We start from the raw sequence: 16,406 nt of genomic DNA on the forward strand, positions 1-16,406 counted from the left end.
TTATAAACAAAATAGTTAAAGAACTTTCTAATTTTTCAATTATTAAATTTATCTCCATCGAATTGAAACTTCACCTGAATTCAAGGTCATCTGCTCTCCACTTTTCAATCGAACTTTTAGTCCTCCTTGACCATCAATATCTTCTGCTAAAGCTTCATACCTCTGTTGATTTTGTATGAATGTGATCCACTTCCCTAATACATTAGATCTTGATTTATACTCATCAAGTAAGAACGGATGACTGAAATCCTCACAAAGTGGAAAAATTTCATTTAACAAATGAGCACATATTTGATTGCGAGTGACTACCTCTGGATTCAAAGAGCCTGCAATCGCTTGTAGCTCAACTGGAAAGTGTTTAGTATGAACATTCAAACCAATCCCTAAAATCAGATATTCTACATTCCCACTTTCAAAATCTGTCACTGCTTCTGTTAAAATCCCACAAATTTTCTGTTGATTTAAATAAATATCATTGACCCATTTAATTTGTGGTTTTTGATTCGTTAACCTTTCAATCACTTGGCAGATGGCCACCGCAACTGAAGTCGTGACGTGAATCGATTGACTAAGATGTAAATTGGGACGTAAAATCATACTCATATAAATGCCTGTTCCTTTAGGAGAATAAAACGTTCTTCCTAAACGTCCACGTCCAGCTGTTTGCTCTTCGGCTAATATCACAGTCCCATGAGGTGCTCCATTCATCGCTTGTTTCTTTGCTTCCGTATTCGTTGAATCAATCTGTTGATGCACCTCTATAGGTACGTTGTGATAATCCGATGATAAATAACATCGAATTCCTTCAGCTGATAATAAATCACACGTCGTATCTAATCGATATCCTTTATTTGAAATAGCATCAATCTCATATCCATCCTCTTTTAATGCCTTTATAGACTTCCAGACAGCTGTTCGACTAAAGGAGAGGCGATTCGCAATCTCTTGTCCAGATAAATATTGTTCACGATTTTCCTCTAATAATTTCAATATCTCTTGTTTTAATCCCATGATATTTCACCTTCCAATAGTTTACATCTTAACACCCAATATTTTTATTGTCAACTACTTCGAAAATCAAAGTTAACGTTTGATATAAAAAAACAAGTAGAAATTCTACCTGTTTGACATTTTTTCATTCAACATCTATTCATTTTATAGCGTGCTATAGATGAAGGATGAATAGGATGGATTGGATCATTAATGAATAACAAGAATTCAATGACTTTTCGCTTCCTGATATCCAGTCCATTTAACGATTCATCTCAAATGGACAGTTGATTTTCACGATAGAGACTCGAAAGGGGGCTTTTTCTAATCATTTATTTCTAAAGATTTTTACGTAAATTCTCCTTGATAGATGAACGAACTGATGAAACATAAGCCATTAGAGCTCGATGCTCCAGCTTAATAAGTTCATTTTAATAACAAAATTCGCCAAGAATGTTTTTATCATTCACGATAAAAAAAGTCGATGAAATGATTCATCGACAAAATAATTAAAATCCAGCTACGTATCATGAACCCATCGGTTTCTTAGCTAAATCATAGGATATAGATGATGTTTCTATTAATAACATTGCATCTGAAGTAGATTTAGTTAAGTTTTTTAAAGCGATTCAAATTAGGATATAACCATCGTGCTCCATGCATAAAGGTTCGTTCCAGTAAACTCAATCGATTTGATTTGGTCATGATCATCCAACTATCTTGAATCACAATTGCCCACCCCAATGGAACGAATAGGACCATTTTATTATAACTAATAGCTTTCAAAAGCTCCCCGTTCATGAAACAAAAAAAGGAACGGGTAAACCCACACCCAAAACAATCGACTTGAAATAAATGATACCATAGACATAATCGATGGTTTTCAATAGCTCCTAATGGAATCAAATAAATAACAATGAGTCCTACAACATAACATATGAGTCGATAATACCGAAATTTCATCATGGGTTACTGTAGTAAATTTCCATCGCTATCTGTCGTAATTACTGTTCCGCAAATAATTAAGATACCTTCAATAAATCCCCATAGACCAACAATCGCAGTTGTCACACCACATGTAAAAAATCCAAGTAGAACACTTAATATTAATTGAACGACTCCAATTGTTGTATAGCCTAAGTAAAAACGATGAATCCCAAATGCTCCTAAGAACACTCCTAATAGTCCCGCTACAATTTTTGACTTAGGCTCTCCATTTAATTTTTTTAACTTGGCTCCACATTTTACACAAACGTCAGCTGCCTCATTCGTCTCTGCTCCACAAAACGAACAGTAAGCATTCCCTTTGTTCGTTGACACTCCACAACTTGTACAATAATCAGCATTTTCATTCAATTCTTTCCCACAATGACGACAATACACGAAAATCATCCTCCCCCATAAATAGTCTAACACTAAAATTTTATGTCTTTATTTTCTGTAAAATGACAACAAAAAAACCATAATCCTTTTCAGGAGTTATGGCTTCATCCAATTGTTAAGTTTCACCTATATCATTAAAGTCTCTATTTGATTATTTTTCTTGAATCAAAAATGGGTAAGCATGAACATTCTTCACCCAATCCTCACACTCAACCTCTTCATCAGAAATGGCTTCTCCATGAAAATAGTAGCCATGATGACTCGTACAATAATTATTGACATTGTACTCACAAGTCCCACAATGACTTTGTTTTTGTTTATCCTTCATTTCCATTCCCCTCCTCACGTCCTAGTGTCAAAAGTTCACCAATAATGACACACTTTGAATCTGGGCCATGTCCAATATCATCCGTTTTCACAATGGGTAAATCTTGATTACCGACAATCTCTTGGACTAATGAAACAATATCGGGCTCATATCCTTTTTGTTGCATTTCTGTGAAGTGGCCTAAAATCAAACCATTAATTTGATCAAAAACTCCAAGTTGTTTATATTGATTTAAATAAGTGGCCATCTTCGCCACATCGCCGCTATAACTTTCAAGTAATAAGATTTTTCCATCAAAAGATGGTAGATACTCAGTTCCAGCTAATTTTAAGAAACAGCGAATATTTCCACCAACAACCTCACCTTTCATTTTCTTCCCTTGAATCCATGTGGGTTGAAAATTAAAAAGTGTATTTCCTCCTTGCATCAACGTTTCTTGGAACATTCCTTGCTGAATCTCTGCCATGGATCCAACTAAATTTCGAAGTTGATACAGATACGTTGGGTGACTCGTTTTAGCATAAATAGCATTGACTACAACCGATAAATCACTATAGCCAAAAAACAACTTTGGATGACTACGAATGATATCATAATCTAAATAAGGTAATACTCCATTGGCTAAATCACCACCAGAAACATCAAAAATAGCTTGAATATGATTATCCTCATAAAAATCCATTAATATTTTTGCACGTTCTTGATCCGTTGCATGATAAATGCTGTGCTTTTTAAATAAAGAAGCTGGCCACTTCATTTCTAACCCTAGTTTAGCTAATACAACTTCTAATTGTTCAATTGTTTGACGTTGACTTTCACTTAAGCCATTCGATAAAGCAACAATCCCAACGGCTTGATGCTGATTTAATAAGGTCACACCTATCACCCCTTCTTAGTTAGTTTCTAAACTACAACGTTGATGCTTTTTGTTAAATGGACTTAACATAATAGCGGTATTGAATAATCCTGGATAATGTTTACTTAAATAATCTAAATAATAACACCACTCATAAGTTAAATAGCGATATAACGCCGACATGTCTTGCTCTAAATGCTGACGTTCAGCTTCAGATAAAGAAGTAATATCTCTCACATCTAACTCTTCTTTTAAATGCATAATTAACATTAACATTTCAGTAAACGTCTCATGATCATGTAAACTTTCTGTTGTCATTAAAGTGATTAATAAATTCTTTCCTTCATGCAACATATGTTTTAAATCGCCTAATTCAATTTTGGCTAATTGAACTTCATAGTGATAAGATGAGTTCAATTGTTGTAAACGTTTAAAATAGGCATCATTCCAAATCGATGGGTCTTGAATACGTAATTTTTTACAAATGGCAACTCGATCATCTTGATCAACGAAGTATGCTAATAATTGTGTCCCAATTTCTGCATAAAATACACCAACAAGCATATTTAGTTTCTCTTTATCATGTTCTTTTTCACGTCTTTCCAACATACGCTCTAAAATCATACTAGTAAAGAAAACTTCCATTGGAATAAAAGCAATATCAGCAACTAAAAAAATCATCGTATGATGAATATCTTTAAAGATAAGGACATGAACAAAATGTAATAACAATGATAAGGTAACTAATCCTGCTCCTATTATAATATTTTCCTTTACCCGCTTTTTCATTATGTGGTAACACCCTTTCTAATTACATAATTTAACATTATTTACATGAACTAAATTTTTTTCCATAATAACGCTTTATTACATAATTATAAACAATCTGACCAACTTTAACAATGTGCCCCAAACGATTGCCTGTATATTCCTTTAGATATAGCACGTCTTTATGATACATAGAGCATTCCAACTTCTTATCCCATTTATCTATGACGATATAAAAATAGCTTAATCATTCGATTGATTAAGCTATTTTAAAATTTTAGTTTCAATAAACTCTTTCATTTGATTAAAATAAGATTGAATAATTTCATCCTTTTCTATATACAACTCGTGTTGTGCATTCTCAATTAAATAAAAATCAATTTCATGAGCTGAATTTGCAAAAGAATATTGACCATATGGCAGTACAGCGCTATCCTCTTCTGCTTGAAATAATAAGATTGGAGCGTCTATCAAAGTAATATTTTCTTTCTTAAGTACTTGATGAATCGCATCGATTGATGCTCTTACCCATTGCCAAGAAGAACCGAAAGTTGGAGAAGTGCCACCTGTAAATCGCTGTTGATACATAAAACTTCCTCTCTTTTGACTATTCGTTAATAAGTGAGTTGAATTGATTTCCTGCTCTAATTCTTGACGATAAGGTTCTCCAACTAGATAATCTGTTTTCTTTCCTAATAGGCAACTCAACTTAATATACGGATAAGCAAATCCTTCCCAAATTCCTGCTGTATCCACTTGAAACATTGGTGATGATAAAATCAAGCCATCGATTAGCGTTGGATACTGCTCTGCTAATAAAGCAGCAATACACCCGCCCATCGAATGTCCGAATAAAACGATTGGAGTCATCTTCACTTCTTTTATAACAATCTCCTCGATTAAATAACGCAAATCATTCACATAAACAGCATAATGATCTACATCAACTAAATTTCTATCACTTGGACTACGGGTTGACTCTCCATGACCATATTGATCAAAGATATAGACTTGATAGTTCATATTTAAAAAATAATAAATTGCTTCTTGATACTTCTCTTTTTTCTCACAATTTCCATGTATCATAATAATCGTCGCTTTAGGTTCTTCGAGAAGATAACTTTCATACACAATCGTATGTCCATCATTCATAAAGCTCTCACTTTTTCTATACTTCTCTAGTTTGGGGTACACATATTTAGTCATATTTTCTATATAATCTTCTTCTGATAAATAAAAATCGTCGATTGCTTTTTCTAAATTCAATACTTTTAATTTTGAACAACTTTCATCATATCTAAATAGAAACTGATAGATCATGACATAAACGACAGCTATCAAACATAAAGTGAAAACACTGTAAAGGATTACCCTTATCATTTTTATCCCCCTACTTAATTTTGCTAGTTTATCATCGTTATTGTAAGTCTATGAAAATAAAGTTTTAAAAATTCCTTTGTTTCGTCTTTACTCTACCAAAGCATATTAAACCCGCATTACCCTACATTTTTTAATAGCAATTCAAAAGACAACTTAATATCACTGGATTTAATTCTTTTGATTAAAGTTCCATTCCTATTTATTAAACATCTTTTTTATCCTATCAAAAAAGGCGACTATCATTGATAGTCACCTATTTTTTTATTTCATTAATCGACAAACATTATTTGTAAATGCCACTGGATCTTCAATATCTAACCCTTCGATTAGGCGTGCTTGATTATATAAGACATCTGTAAATAAATCAAACTTCTCTTGGTCCTGTTCATATGCAGCTTGTAATGATTTAAACACATCGTGGTTAACATTAACTTCTAATACTTTATCAGCTTTTACTTGCTGACCATTTGGCATCGAGTTTAATACCTTTTCCATTTCAATTGATAAATCCCCTTCATTGGCTAAACAAACAGGATGAGATTTTAAACGGCGGCTTGCACGAACAGCTTTAACTTTTCCGCTTAATACTGACGTCATATTTTCAAATAACGTTGCAAACTCTTTTGTTGCTTCCTCTTCTTTTGCATCTGTATCTAATCCTAAATCCGCACTAGAAACTGATTTAAATTCTTTGTCTTGGTATGACATTAACATTTTAATCGCAAATTCATCAATATCTTCTGTGAAGTATAAAATCTCATATCCTTTATCTAACACAGCCTCTGATTGTGGTAACTTTTTAATACGATCGATTGAATCTCCTACGGCATAATAAATATGCGTTTGATCTTCTTTCATACGAGACACGTATTCCTCTAATGTCACTAATTTATCTTCATGAGATGAAGCAAACATTAATAAATCTTGTAGCACGTCTTTGTTTGCTCCAAAGTCTGAATAAACACCATATTTTAATTGACGTCCAAATGATTGATAGAATGTTTCATACTTTTCACGATCATTTTTAATCATTTTTTCTAATTCATTTTTAATTTTCGTTTTAATGTTCTTTGCAATTAATTTTAATTGACGGTCATGCTGTAAAATTTCACGAGAAATATTTAACGATAAATCTTCTGAATCGACAATTCCTTTGACGAAACTAAAGTAATCTGGTAATAGGTCGGCACATTTATTCATGATTAAGACACCACTTGAATAAAGTTCTAATCCTTTTTCATACTCTGTTGTATAGAAATCGTATGGCATCTTCTCTGGAATATAAAGAATAGCATTATAGCTTACTGTTCCATCTACACTTAAATGAATATGTGCTAATGGTTGATCAAATCCAAAGTGTTTTTCATTATAGAAGTTTTCATAATCTTCATCAGTTAATTCGCGTTTATTTTTCTTCCAAATTGGAACCATGCTATTAACTGTTTGTTCTTCTGTGACTTCTTCATATTCACTTTCACTACCTTCTTTTAGTTGTGAGCGTGTTAAATCCATTTTAATTGGATAACGAATGAAGTCTGAATATTTTTTGATAATTGATTTTAATTTATAGACATCTAAATACTCATCAAAGTTTTCATCTTCTGTATTTTCTTTTACTGTTAAAATGATATCTGTTCCAACCGTTGCTTTTTCACATGGCTCAATCGTATATCCATCGGCTCCACATGATTCCCACTTATAAGCTGTTTCTGCTCCTAAAGCTTTTGAAATGACAGTCACTTTATCAGCCACTAAGAAAGCTGAATAAAATCCAACCCCAAATTGTCCAATAATATCATGACCATCTTCTAACTCTGTATCTTTTTTAAATTGTAATGAACCACTTTTAGCGATAACCCCTAAATGTTCATCCAACTCCGCTTCTGTCATACCGATTCCTGTATCAGAAATCGTAATCTGACGCTTTTCTTCATCAATAGAAATTTTAATAAAGTAATCATCTGCATTGAAGCTTAAATCTGAATCTGTTAAGGCTTTATAATATAGTTTATCAATCGCATCACTTGCATTCGAAATTAACTCACGTAAGAAAATTTCACGATGTGTGTAAATTGAATTAATCATTAAATCTAATAATCGTTTTGACTCTGCTTTAAATTGTTTCAATTTAATCGCTCCTCTGTTCTTTTTTATCACTCTCATCATTAGAGTGCTAATACCCATATCAAATATATATCATACCCTAAATTTGGTGTCAACATTTTAATCCGCTATCACAGTAAATTCCAAGAAAAAATCGCATGATTTTCATGCGATTATTCCCCTAACCCACTTTCTTCAAATTTCTCAGCAAATCCATGTAATAACTTATTAATTGGTTTCTTTAAAAATAATGAAATAAGAACTGCCCCCACACTATAGATACACATAATGATAATATCTTTTGCTAAAACATTTTCCACGACTCCACCAATCGATTCACGTGCAAAAGAAATCGCATATGTAAAAGGCAAAAATGGATTAATAATTTGGAAGAACTTAGGTGTTAATTGAATTGGGAAAGTTCCTCCTGAACCTGCCACTTGTAAGACTAATAGAATAATTGAGACAACCTTTCCAACGTTACCAAATACTGAAACGAGTGAATAAACGATAAAAGTAAATGTGATACTCGTGAATAAAATTCCAACAATAAATAAACCTGGATTGACACAGTAGATATTTAAAAGATATAAATCACCTAATGCAATAATAAGACCTTGAACAAGTGCAATTGTTGCAAACAACAAGAACTTTCCAAAATATTCTTCACTTGGACGATATTCGCCTTTTGCATGAACCGATAACATTGAAATTAATAACGTCATTCCGACCCACTGAGCGAGTACACTATAAAATGGTGTCATCGCAGTACCGTAGTTATGCATTGGGAAGATGGTTTCCTCAACTAAATCGACGGGAGATGACATAAAGTTTTGACGTTCCGTCACTGCTTCTTGAAGTAACGTTAACACCTCTTGTAAACTTTGGCTTTCATTAATATCACCAAGTTTTGCAGTCACTTCTCTTACTTTATTCTCTGCTTCAGGTAATTTTGAGTTGATATATTCAATGGCGTCAATTCCTTTATCTGCTCCTTCATACGCTGTATTTAATAAGGAAGCAACATCTGGTAATTTTGCTTCAGCCTCTTTTAAAACTTGTAAGACATTAGTTGCCGTACTATAAGCCTGATCAATGACATTATTTAAAGATGGCACAATAGCACTATCAAAACGATTATAAATGGCACTAGCTGTACTTGAAACACTACTTAATAAAGTTTTGATGTTATTTAAAACCGTTAAATTAGGTTCTCCACCATTAACAGTAGTATCATGTAATTGTTGTAAAAAGTCTTTAGCTTTATCTAATTCTCCATTCACACCCTGTAACTGTGAAATTAATTCATCAAATCTACCGGCTGGGAATTTATTAAAACTCTCTAATACTTTAACAAATGATTGGACTAAACTTTGAGTGCTCTCTACTTTTGTGATTAAGTTCTCAATCAATTCAGGAGCTTTGTCTGACCCACTTAGAATGGCCTCTTCTATTTGACTCACATAAGTATTTAGTTCATCAGCAATCGTCTGAATTAATAACAGATCATTTTTTAAGGTCGGCATGAAATCACTTAGCGCTGATTTTGAAGTATCCATGAAACTTTCTAAAGAAGTAATCGTTGTCTTTGCAGAAGTAATGGTCGTTTCAATCAATGGTAAATCGGTCTGAATTGAGGCAATTAAGTCTTTTAATTGAATTCCACCATTATGAGCTGTTTGCACTAAACTATTCATATCGCCAAATTTTGAAATTAATTCTTCTAATTGATCATAAACATGCGATAACTGAGGTAATACGGTTTCTTGAATTTCCAACCCTAATCCTTTTCCCGCTTCAAATAAAATACCACTGACAGTTTCAACAATTGTTTGATTGATATTCTCTTGAACACCAGTGGCCCCTTTACTAGTTAACTTAGGAGCAATGGCATTAATTTTTTCATTCACTCGATAAATCATTTGTCCTTTTTTTACATCACTTGTCACTAAAGATATAATATTTTGTGAAAAATTATCAGGAATCGTAATCGTTGCATAGAATGTTCCCTCTTCTAATGCCTTCTCTCCTTCTGCTTCGTCAACAAATTGCCATCCCATTAAATCATTTTCTTTTAATTGATCAACCACTTGATCTCCAATATTAATGAGTTTTCCATTGAACTCAGTTCCCTTGTCATTATTAATCACACCAATTTTAATTTGGCTCGTTGCTTCCTGACCATAAGGATCCCACGATGCTTTAATATTAAACCACGCATAAAGTGACGGTAATATACATAAGGCTAAAATAACGATAAGAGCGGCATAATTTGTAAAAATACGCTTAAGGTCCTCTTTATAAATCGTCCAAACATTTTTTATCATTTTAAATCTCTTCCTTCTTAACTAACTCATTCTATTTTACAATCCCTGCATTGTCCATAAAAGATCGTATGACTTAAATCTAATTTAAAGGCAGATTTTTGCTCGAAGATTGCACTGATTTTTTTTATTTCTTCACACGAAATATTTTCAACTTTACCACAGCGTTCACACTTTACATGACAGACGAATGCCTCGGTTGATTGTTCGTCCACATAACAATAACATGCTGTTGGTCCATCACCACGTAAATACTTTCGAATAATCCCTTTTTCTAATAATAAATTAAGATATCGATACACCGTTGATTTGCCTATCTTTGTTCCTTTAGAACGAAAATGGCTAATAATCTCTTCTGCAGTAATATGTCGATCCCGATTTGAAGCTAGATAGCTTAAAATTAAGCTCCGTTGCCTCGTCTTATAGCCTTTTGACTCGGTCATATTCACACCTCATTCTCATAAATTTGAAACTCAGTTTCAAATTCTACTCCTCTTTGCAGAAACTGTCAATAAATTTTATCTAATGGACCAACAAAAAAAGAGAAAGGTGTCTTTTTTTAGGATACCTTTCCCTTCAAATTTCATACATGTGCAGACTTTAATTTATGTTCTTTTACAACTATTCACAAACTGTTCAAAGAGCATTCTTTCTTGTTCATTTGTTTTACATCTCGATTCAGGATGCCATTGAACAGCCACTAAAAAGGGGTAATTAGAATGATGAATCGCTTCTATTAAGCCATCGCTTGAAAGAGCTTCAACCATTAGTCCTTCACCTAACTTTTTAATGCCCTGATGGTGTCTGCTATTCACCTGTAAAGTATTCACATTTAACCACTGAGCTAACAAGCCACCTTCGACAAAAAAAACTTCATGAACCGGTTGATCATACGGGATTTGTTGTCGATGTGAGAAGTTGCGATCTTTTTTATATTGTGTTGGGATGTCTTGAAAAAGTGTCCCCTTAAAGAAAACATTTAAGAGTTGTAGTCCTCGACAAACCCCAAAAATAGGTTTATTTTGCTCTATTATTTTTTCTACTAATTTCAACTCAAATCTATCCCTAGAATCACACATTTTCCCACATAAATCAGTAGCTTTTTCATGATAAATGTTCGGATTGATATCGTGTCCTCCTGTTAAAAACAATCCATCAATTTTTGAAGCAATCTCTTCAATCATAGCTTCATTTTGTACAAGAGGTAGAATGATAGGCATACCTCCTGCTAAGGTAATAGCCTCAAGATAATCTTGCTCCATCCAAACGCACTGCTTTCCATCATCCCATAATGGAGCTAATCCAATGATTGGTGAATTTTTCATTTTATTTCTCACTCCTTTTTCTACCTACTATTTTTTAATATATTACCCTTTTCATAAAATAACACCCTGTATACAGTCTATATTATGCAAAAATAAGAAACTTCTCAAATGGAGATTCAAAAAATGTCTAAAAGTAAAAAACGAGGAATTTTATCCTGATTCAATAACACAGATTTATCCTTCTTTCAATATGATATACAGAAAGTCTATTAAAAAAGAGGTGTAGCAATGAACATTATTCTTATCATCATGACGATTTTTATTTATATTGGCATGATTCTTAACACCAAAAAAAGAACAGCTACTGCACTGTTAGGTGCTGGAACATTATTACTCATAGGAACACTAACATCTTCCTTTGATGTTGCAAAAGCTTTTACCTCATTTCCTTCTGAGATTATCATTCTTCTGATCGTTCTTTCACTTTTTACGGATATATTTGAACGTTGCGGTGTCATGAATCGGATCAGCTATAAATTTGTCGAGCTCTCGAAAGGAAGTCAAACTTTTATTATTCTCGTTCTGCCCTTCCTTATTTTCTTTAGTTCCTTATTTATGAATAATCTAAGTGTCGTTCTACTCTTTACCTATACTACCATCTATTTAGCTAATCAATATCATATCCCGATTACTCCTATCTTAGTTAGTTTAGTTGTTTCTTCTAATATTGGAGGAGCAGCCCTTCCATGGGCTGACACCCCTGCTGTGATTCTGACTCTATACACTGATTTCTCACTTTTTGATTTCTTAAATAAAATGTTATTCCCTTGTTTCTTATTTATTGTTTTCCTTTGCGGTTATACATATATTTGGTATCGTTTTTTTTCAAAGCACTGGCGTGAATCGCCGGTCATTAAGAAAGAACCTATTAAATGGAAAGAATTACGTATTCCATTAATCCTATTCGTTGGTTATATTATTGGTTTATGTGTGGGTCCCTTTTTTAATGTCTCGATTGCCTACGTTTCTTTATTCTTTGGGGGATTAGCCTTACTTTCAAATCATAAAGAATCTATGGATCTTCTTAACGACTTGCCACTACTGGACTCGATTGCTTTCTTAATCGCTTTATTTTTAATTGGTGGTGTTTTAGAACAATGTGGAATTCTATCTTCTATCGCCGAATATATTTTAGCAGCTACACAACAAAATCCTTATTTAATGTGTCTCTCTATTTTAGGATTATCCTTTCTAATTGCCACATTTTTATCAGCTGGACCTGCTGCAGCCACTTTATTACCCATTTGTACATCTTTATCTTCGCTCGTTCCTTTTCACTTAATTTATGCTGCTTTAGCACTTGGTATTTTATCAGGCAGTAGTATGCTCCCTTGGTCGGCTACCGGTGGACCCGTGTTACTGAGCCAAACTAAACGATTTATTAAACATATTAGAATGTTACCCTACGAGAAAAAAGAGCTTGAAGAAATCTTTGTCTTAAAAAATTATCTTGTCTTCTCGATTCCATTCGCTCTTTTTATGGTCTTATTCTCTGCCCTTTATATAGTAATTTATATTGCGATTACGATTTGATGACTAATATCCAGGTTTAATGATTCGACTTTTCCCTCTCGTTTCTAAACCACCAATATCTGTATCTGTGAACAAACCACTTTCTAGTAGGACATTCAAATCAATAACGGTTGAGATTGAAGAAGTAGAAAGGATAGAGGCGACATAAACTGGGTCATAAATATTAATCAGTGATCGTTTAGGAGCACTTGCAAAGTTTGCTCCTGCATTCATCAGAGCTTCGTAATTCGATTGACACCCTCCAGCAAATATAATAAGATCATCATAATCTTTATAGACCTTCCGTGCCGCCTTAATCGATTCAACAAAAAATCGGGAATTTTTATAATCAGACGGTGTCATAGAGTAACGCTTCTCTTTTGTCATTGAATCATGACCTGTGAGGATTAAGATATCTGGATGATGCAAGCTAAGTAATTCTGAAATAAACAGCGGTTGATGGCATTCTTTGATACAGTAAGCATCAACTGTTAAGTTTAACTTCTTATACAATGAACAACATTTTTTAAAATATAACATATTTCCATCTAAATGCAGAATTCGACCAAACTTCATATTTTGATGATTCGAGATGGTTTGATAATGAGGGTATTGCTTTAATAGCTTAGGTGGTGAATCAATTAATTTTGAATCTTTATTTTTTAGTTTAGACCATTTATTTGAAATCAATAACCTTGATTCAACACATTCTAAATCATCCAGATCTGCATCTGCAATTAAGCGATAATTTAAACCGTTCAAGATAGCCTGATGATTGATAATTTTAACAATTGTAAATTTCATGTCTTTCTGATAAGATTTTCTAACAATGATGTCACCTACTTGCATAGAATACTACACCTCTTTATTATGCTATACTGCATCATATGTCGGTGAGTATAAACATGTAAAGGCAATCTTCTTTTCTTTTTCTAAACTATCATCCCCAGCTTATCCAATTTCTTTACTAAGATTGAAGCACCATATACCTATGAGGGTTAGAAGAAATCAATAAGTTAAATGTCTATTCACCATTTAAATCCTATCAAAATAATATCGTTTTAAAAGCTGTTTGTTTTTACTTAAATGCATCATACATCGGGATTATTGACGAAAAATATGGTGATTAAAAATCAATATTACTTCGATGCTTCGCTGATTTACAATCATTTGACGGGGAATAAATTACGGACAATGCCCCCATTGTGAAAGACTAAAAAAAGAACCTAGAGACAGAAATCGTTCTTCTGGACTAGGTTCTTTTCATTTTATTTTGATTCAACTAGGATTAATGGGACTAACATTTCTTCACGTGTTAAACCCGCATGAGTCGCTGTAAATTCAAATTTCTTCGTTTTAGTCAGCGGCATGTAATCAAATAATTTACGCCCGGTTGCACAAGCAATATAATCACCAATAAAATCTAATGTTTTTTTATGAGGTTCTCCAGGACCAAATAATTGCTTCTGTAATGCTTCCTGTCGTGTTAGTAAGATGAAATCATCACTAAATAACTCATTAAAGCGTTGCTTAAACGTATCACGTAAATCTTCGCGAATGAAGAATGACATTAAACGTCCTTCAATGAATGGTGGCATTAAAAAACAATCGGTTAATTGAGGATACTCATTTAAATACGTTTTATTCTCTACATCAATTAAACCGTGATCAGCAGAAACAATAATTAAGGTATCTTCTAGCGTCTTTGATAACGACGCTAATAAATCATTGATTTCTTGTAATTTTTGTTTTGTTTCTTCTGAGTAACATCCAGTTCCATGCATCGTTTTATCTGGATCCGTCCAATAAGCAAAGATGAACTTCTCTTCATTTGTTTGACAAAGCTTTTCTACCTCTTCAAAAAATCCTTTAGCATCTTCAACACCAATTTTTTGATTTTTACCTTTGTAATCAATATAGGCCGGTTCTACCATATAAGCCTTTGTCTGATGATGGGTTACCTGTTCAATTTGATCAAGAATATGAGCATATGGCATTAATTCATGCCCGGCATGAGGAAGTTCTAATTTTTCTCCAGTATGACTATCAGTATTGATAAAAGTATCGATATAGCGTCCATATTCTTTAAAATATAAAGACCATCCTAACCAACCATGTTCAAGTGGAGATTTTCCAGCATAATATGCAGTCATCGCCGCTGTTGTTGTCGATGGAACGACTGATGTTAGTTCAGATTTAATGTGTTGATTTAAAAAATCAGTTGGTTTTAAGTTTTTCTCTAAGGCGTCAATGCCCATTCCATCAAACACCATTAAAACAATCGTTTTATATTTCTTAGCAAGAGCTGCTTCAAGCTCAGGTAATACCTTATATTCACATGGAAGTCCATAATACTTCATTACAGTTGCAATTGTATTTAAAATACAACAATTATAGTTTGGATAGATAATATTTTTCATCTTGTCACCTCATTTATTTCCCTTATATTATAAAACATTTTTCAATCCATAATCTACTTTCACGAATATTATTTTGTAAATGAAACATTTGGGCAAGAGTCAATGCCTTTTTAGGAAAAAATAATATACTATACTGTAACTGAATTACAAAGTGAAAGGATGTAGCAAATTATGAAACAAAATATGAGATGTCCAGGTAGTGCTCCAATTGTAGGAGGTGCACCTGTGATGGGTGGTGCACCTATGGGAAGTGTACCGATGCCAACTATGCCACCAATGGGTCAATATGAAACTTGTTGCCAAGTCGTTGAGCCAACTGTTACTTGTGTTCCTCAGCAACATCATTATCACCGTGTCGATCATGTCATTCCAGTTGTGGTTCGTAATGTCCACCATCACCATAACCAACACAATTATGTCGTAAATCGACAAGAAAGTGTTGAATCATATCGTTATGATGAATACTTAGCAGGTCCAACCGTTATTAACCAGCCAACGCTTTATGCTCAACCAACTCAAGCAATGGCTCAAATGGCAACGCAAGCACCTGTTACAACACAGCCTGCAATGATGAATCAAACAGCTTATATGCAACAAATGGTGGGACAACCAGCAGTTACCCCTCAAAGTACTTTAACTAATCAAGCACCATTGATGAGTCAATCTCTTTTAGACCAAATGATGGGGCAAAGCTTAATTTAAAGTGAGGGAGATTATAAAGACTAGTCTTCATAGACTGGTCTTTTTTCTTTACTTTTTAGATCATCAATATGATCGATATGTAATTTTTTATTAACTTATATAAAAGCAGAAATGTATGTTACTATTTTATAGCAGCTTTAGTTAAACATTAGCTTTCATACTAAGACGTCATATAGTCCTTGGGTCACCTAGCGATTTCTGAAAGAAATCTATTCCTCTACTGCTAGGGCTTTAGTTTTTACAATATGAAAAACTGATCTGAACTTATATATCAATAATAGATTTACAGTAAATCATGGTTCTATAATATTTGGT

At 33.3% G+C, this 16,406-nt stretch carries 15 protein-coding genes; 2 read left to right on the top strand and 13 right to left on the bottom strand.

Annotated features, from left to right (window positions below):
* Window positions 1-48 precede the first annotated feature (48 nt).
* The 11 genes from NEH74_RS11720 to NEH74_RS11765 all read right to left on the bottom strand — a co-directional run bounded on the left by NEH74_RS11720 (window position 49) and on the right by NEH74_RS11765 (window position 11,457).
* A complete protein-coding gene (locus NEH74_RS11720) occupies window positions 49-1,011 on the bottom strand; it encodes a biotin--[acetyl-CoA-carboxylase] ligase (protein ID WP_055305895.1) in 963 nt (320 codons plus the stop codon).
* Window positions 1,012-1,596: 585 nt separating this feature from the next.
* Entirely contained in the window at window positions 1,597-1,956 is a 360-nt protein-coding gene (locus tag NEH74_RS13730) for a DUF2752 domain-containing protein (RefSeq protein WP_082411192.1), read from the bottom strand.
* Between the two features lie 3 nt (window positions 1,957-1,959).
* Window positions 1,960-2,373, bottom strand: a complete 414-nt coding sequence (locus tag NEH74_RS11725) for a TM2 domain-containing protein (RefSeq protein WP_055275339.1) — start codon at window positions 2,371-2,373, stop codon at window positions 1,960-1,962.
* Between the two features lie 151 nt (window positions 2,374-2,524).
* The gene (locus NEH74_RS11730; RefSeq protein WP_156343898.1) at window positions 2,525-2,701 is read right to left on the bottom strand and encodes a hypothetical protein; all 177 of its coding nucleotides are present in this window, start codon (window positions 2,699-2,701) and stop codon (window positions 2,525-2,527) included.
* Entirely contained in the window at window positions 2,691-3,578 is an 888-nt protein-coding gene (locus tag NEH74_RS11735; RefSeq protein ID WP_055242172.1) for a S66 peptidase family protein, read from the bottom strand. The genes NEH74_RS11730 and NEH74_RS11735 overlap by 11 nt, the downstream gene beginning before the upstream one ends.
* Before the next feature lie 15 nt (window positions 3,579-3,593).
* Window positions 3,594-4,346, bottom strand: a complete 753-nt coding sequence (locus tag NEH74_RS11740; RefSeq protein WP_055275337.1) for a hypothetical protein — start codon at window positions 4,344-4,346, stop codon at window positions 3,594-3,596.
* 243 nt (window positions 4,347-4,589) lie between these two features.
* Window positions 4,590-5,705: an alpha/beta hydrolase gene (locus NEH74_RS11745; protein ID WP_055242168.1), complete on the bottom strand. Its 1,116-nt coding sequence runs from the start codon at window positions 5,703-5,705 to the stop codon at window positions 4,590-4,592.
* A 261-nt stretch (window positions 5,706-5,966) separates the two neighbouring features.
* Window positions 5,967-7,868, bottom strand: a complete 1,902-nt coding sequence (gene htpG, locus NEH74_RS11750) for a molecular chaperone HtpG (RefSeq protein WP_055242279.1) — start codon at window positions 7,866-7,868, stop codon at window positions 5,967-5,969.
* 113 nt (window positions 7,869-7,981) lie between these two features.
* A complete protein-coding gene (locus NEH74_RS11755) occupies window positions 7,982-10,135 on the bottom strand; it encodes a YhgE/Pip domain-containing protein (RefSeq protein WP_055305947.1) in 2,154 nt (717 codons plus the stop codon).
* Between the two features lie 26 nt (window positions 10,136-10,161).
* Window positions 10,162-10,575 (bottom strand): Fur family transcriptional regulator, encoded by a 414-nt coding sequence (locus tag NEH74_RS11760; RefSeq protein WP_055305948.1) that lies wholly within the window; start codon window positions 10,573-10,575, stop codon window positions 10,162-10,164.
* 162 nt (window positions 10,576-10,737) lie between these two features.
* Window positions 10,738-11,457 (bottom strand): gamma-glutamyl-gamma-aminobutyrate hydrolase family protein, encoded by a 720-nt coding sequence (locus tag NEH74_RS11765; RefSeq protein ID WP_055242162.1) that lies wholly within the window; start codon window positions 11,455-11,457, stop codon window positions 10,738-10,740.
* A gap of 228 nt (window positions 11,458-11,685) precedes the next feature.
* Here NEH74_RS11765 and NEH74_RS11770 point away from each other — a divergent pair, with 228 nt between their 5' ends.
* Window positions 11,686-12,990 (top strand): SLC13 family permease, encoded by a 1,305-nt coding sequence (locus NEH74_RS11770; RefSeq protein ID WP_055305949.1) that lies wholly within the window; start codon window positions 11,686-11,688, stop codon window positions 12,988-12,990.
* Between the two features lie 3 nt (window positions 12,991-12,993).
* On the opposite strand, the gene NEH74_RS11775 is transcribed toward NEH74_RS11770, so the two are convergent.
* Together NEH74_RS11775 and NEH74_RS11780 are read right to left on the bottom strand one after the other, a co-directional pair.
* Complete coding sequence (locus NEH74_RS11775) at window positions 12,994-13,818, bottom strand: sporulation peptidase YabG (protein WP_055305950.1); 825 nt, start codon at window positions 13,816-13,818, stop codon at window positions 12,994-12,996.
* A gap of 419 nt (window positions 13,819-14,237) precedes the next feature.
* A complete protein-coding gene (locus NEH74_RS11780) occupies window positions 14,238-15,389 on the bottom strand; it encodes an alkaline phosphatase family protein (RefSeq protein WP_212724509.1) in 1,152 nt (383 codons plus the stop codon).
* Window positions 15,390-15,560: 171 nt separating this feature from the next.
* Here NEH74_RS11780 and NEH74_RS11785 point away from each other — a divergent pair, with 171 nt between their 5' ends.
* A complete protein-coding gene (locus NEH74_RS11785; RefSeq protein ID WP_156343896.1) occupies window positions 15,561-16,091 on the top strand; it encodes a hypothetical protein in 531 nt (176 codons plus the stop codon).
* Window positions 16,092-16,406: the final 315 nt, after the last annotated feature.

Origin of the sequence: Turicibacter sp. GALT-G1, from assembly GCF_025594995.1 — a bacterium.
GTDB lineage: Bacteria > Bacillota_I > Bacilli_A > MOL361 > Turicibacteraceae > Turicibacter > Turicibacter bilis.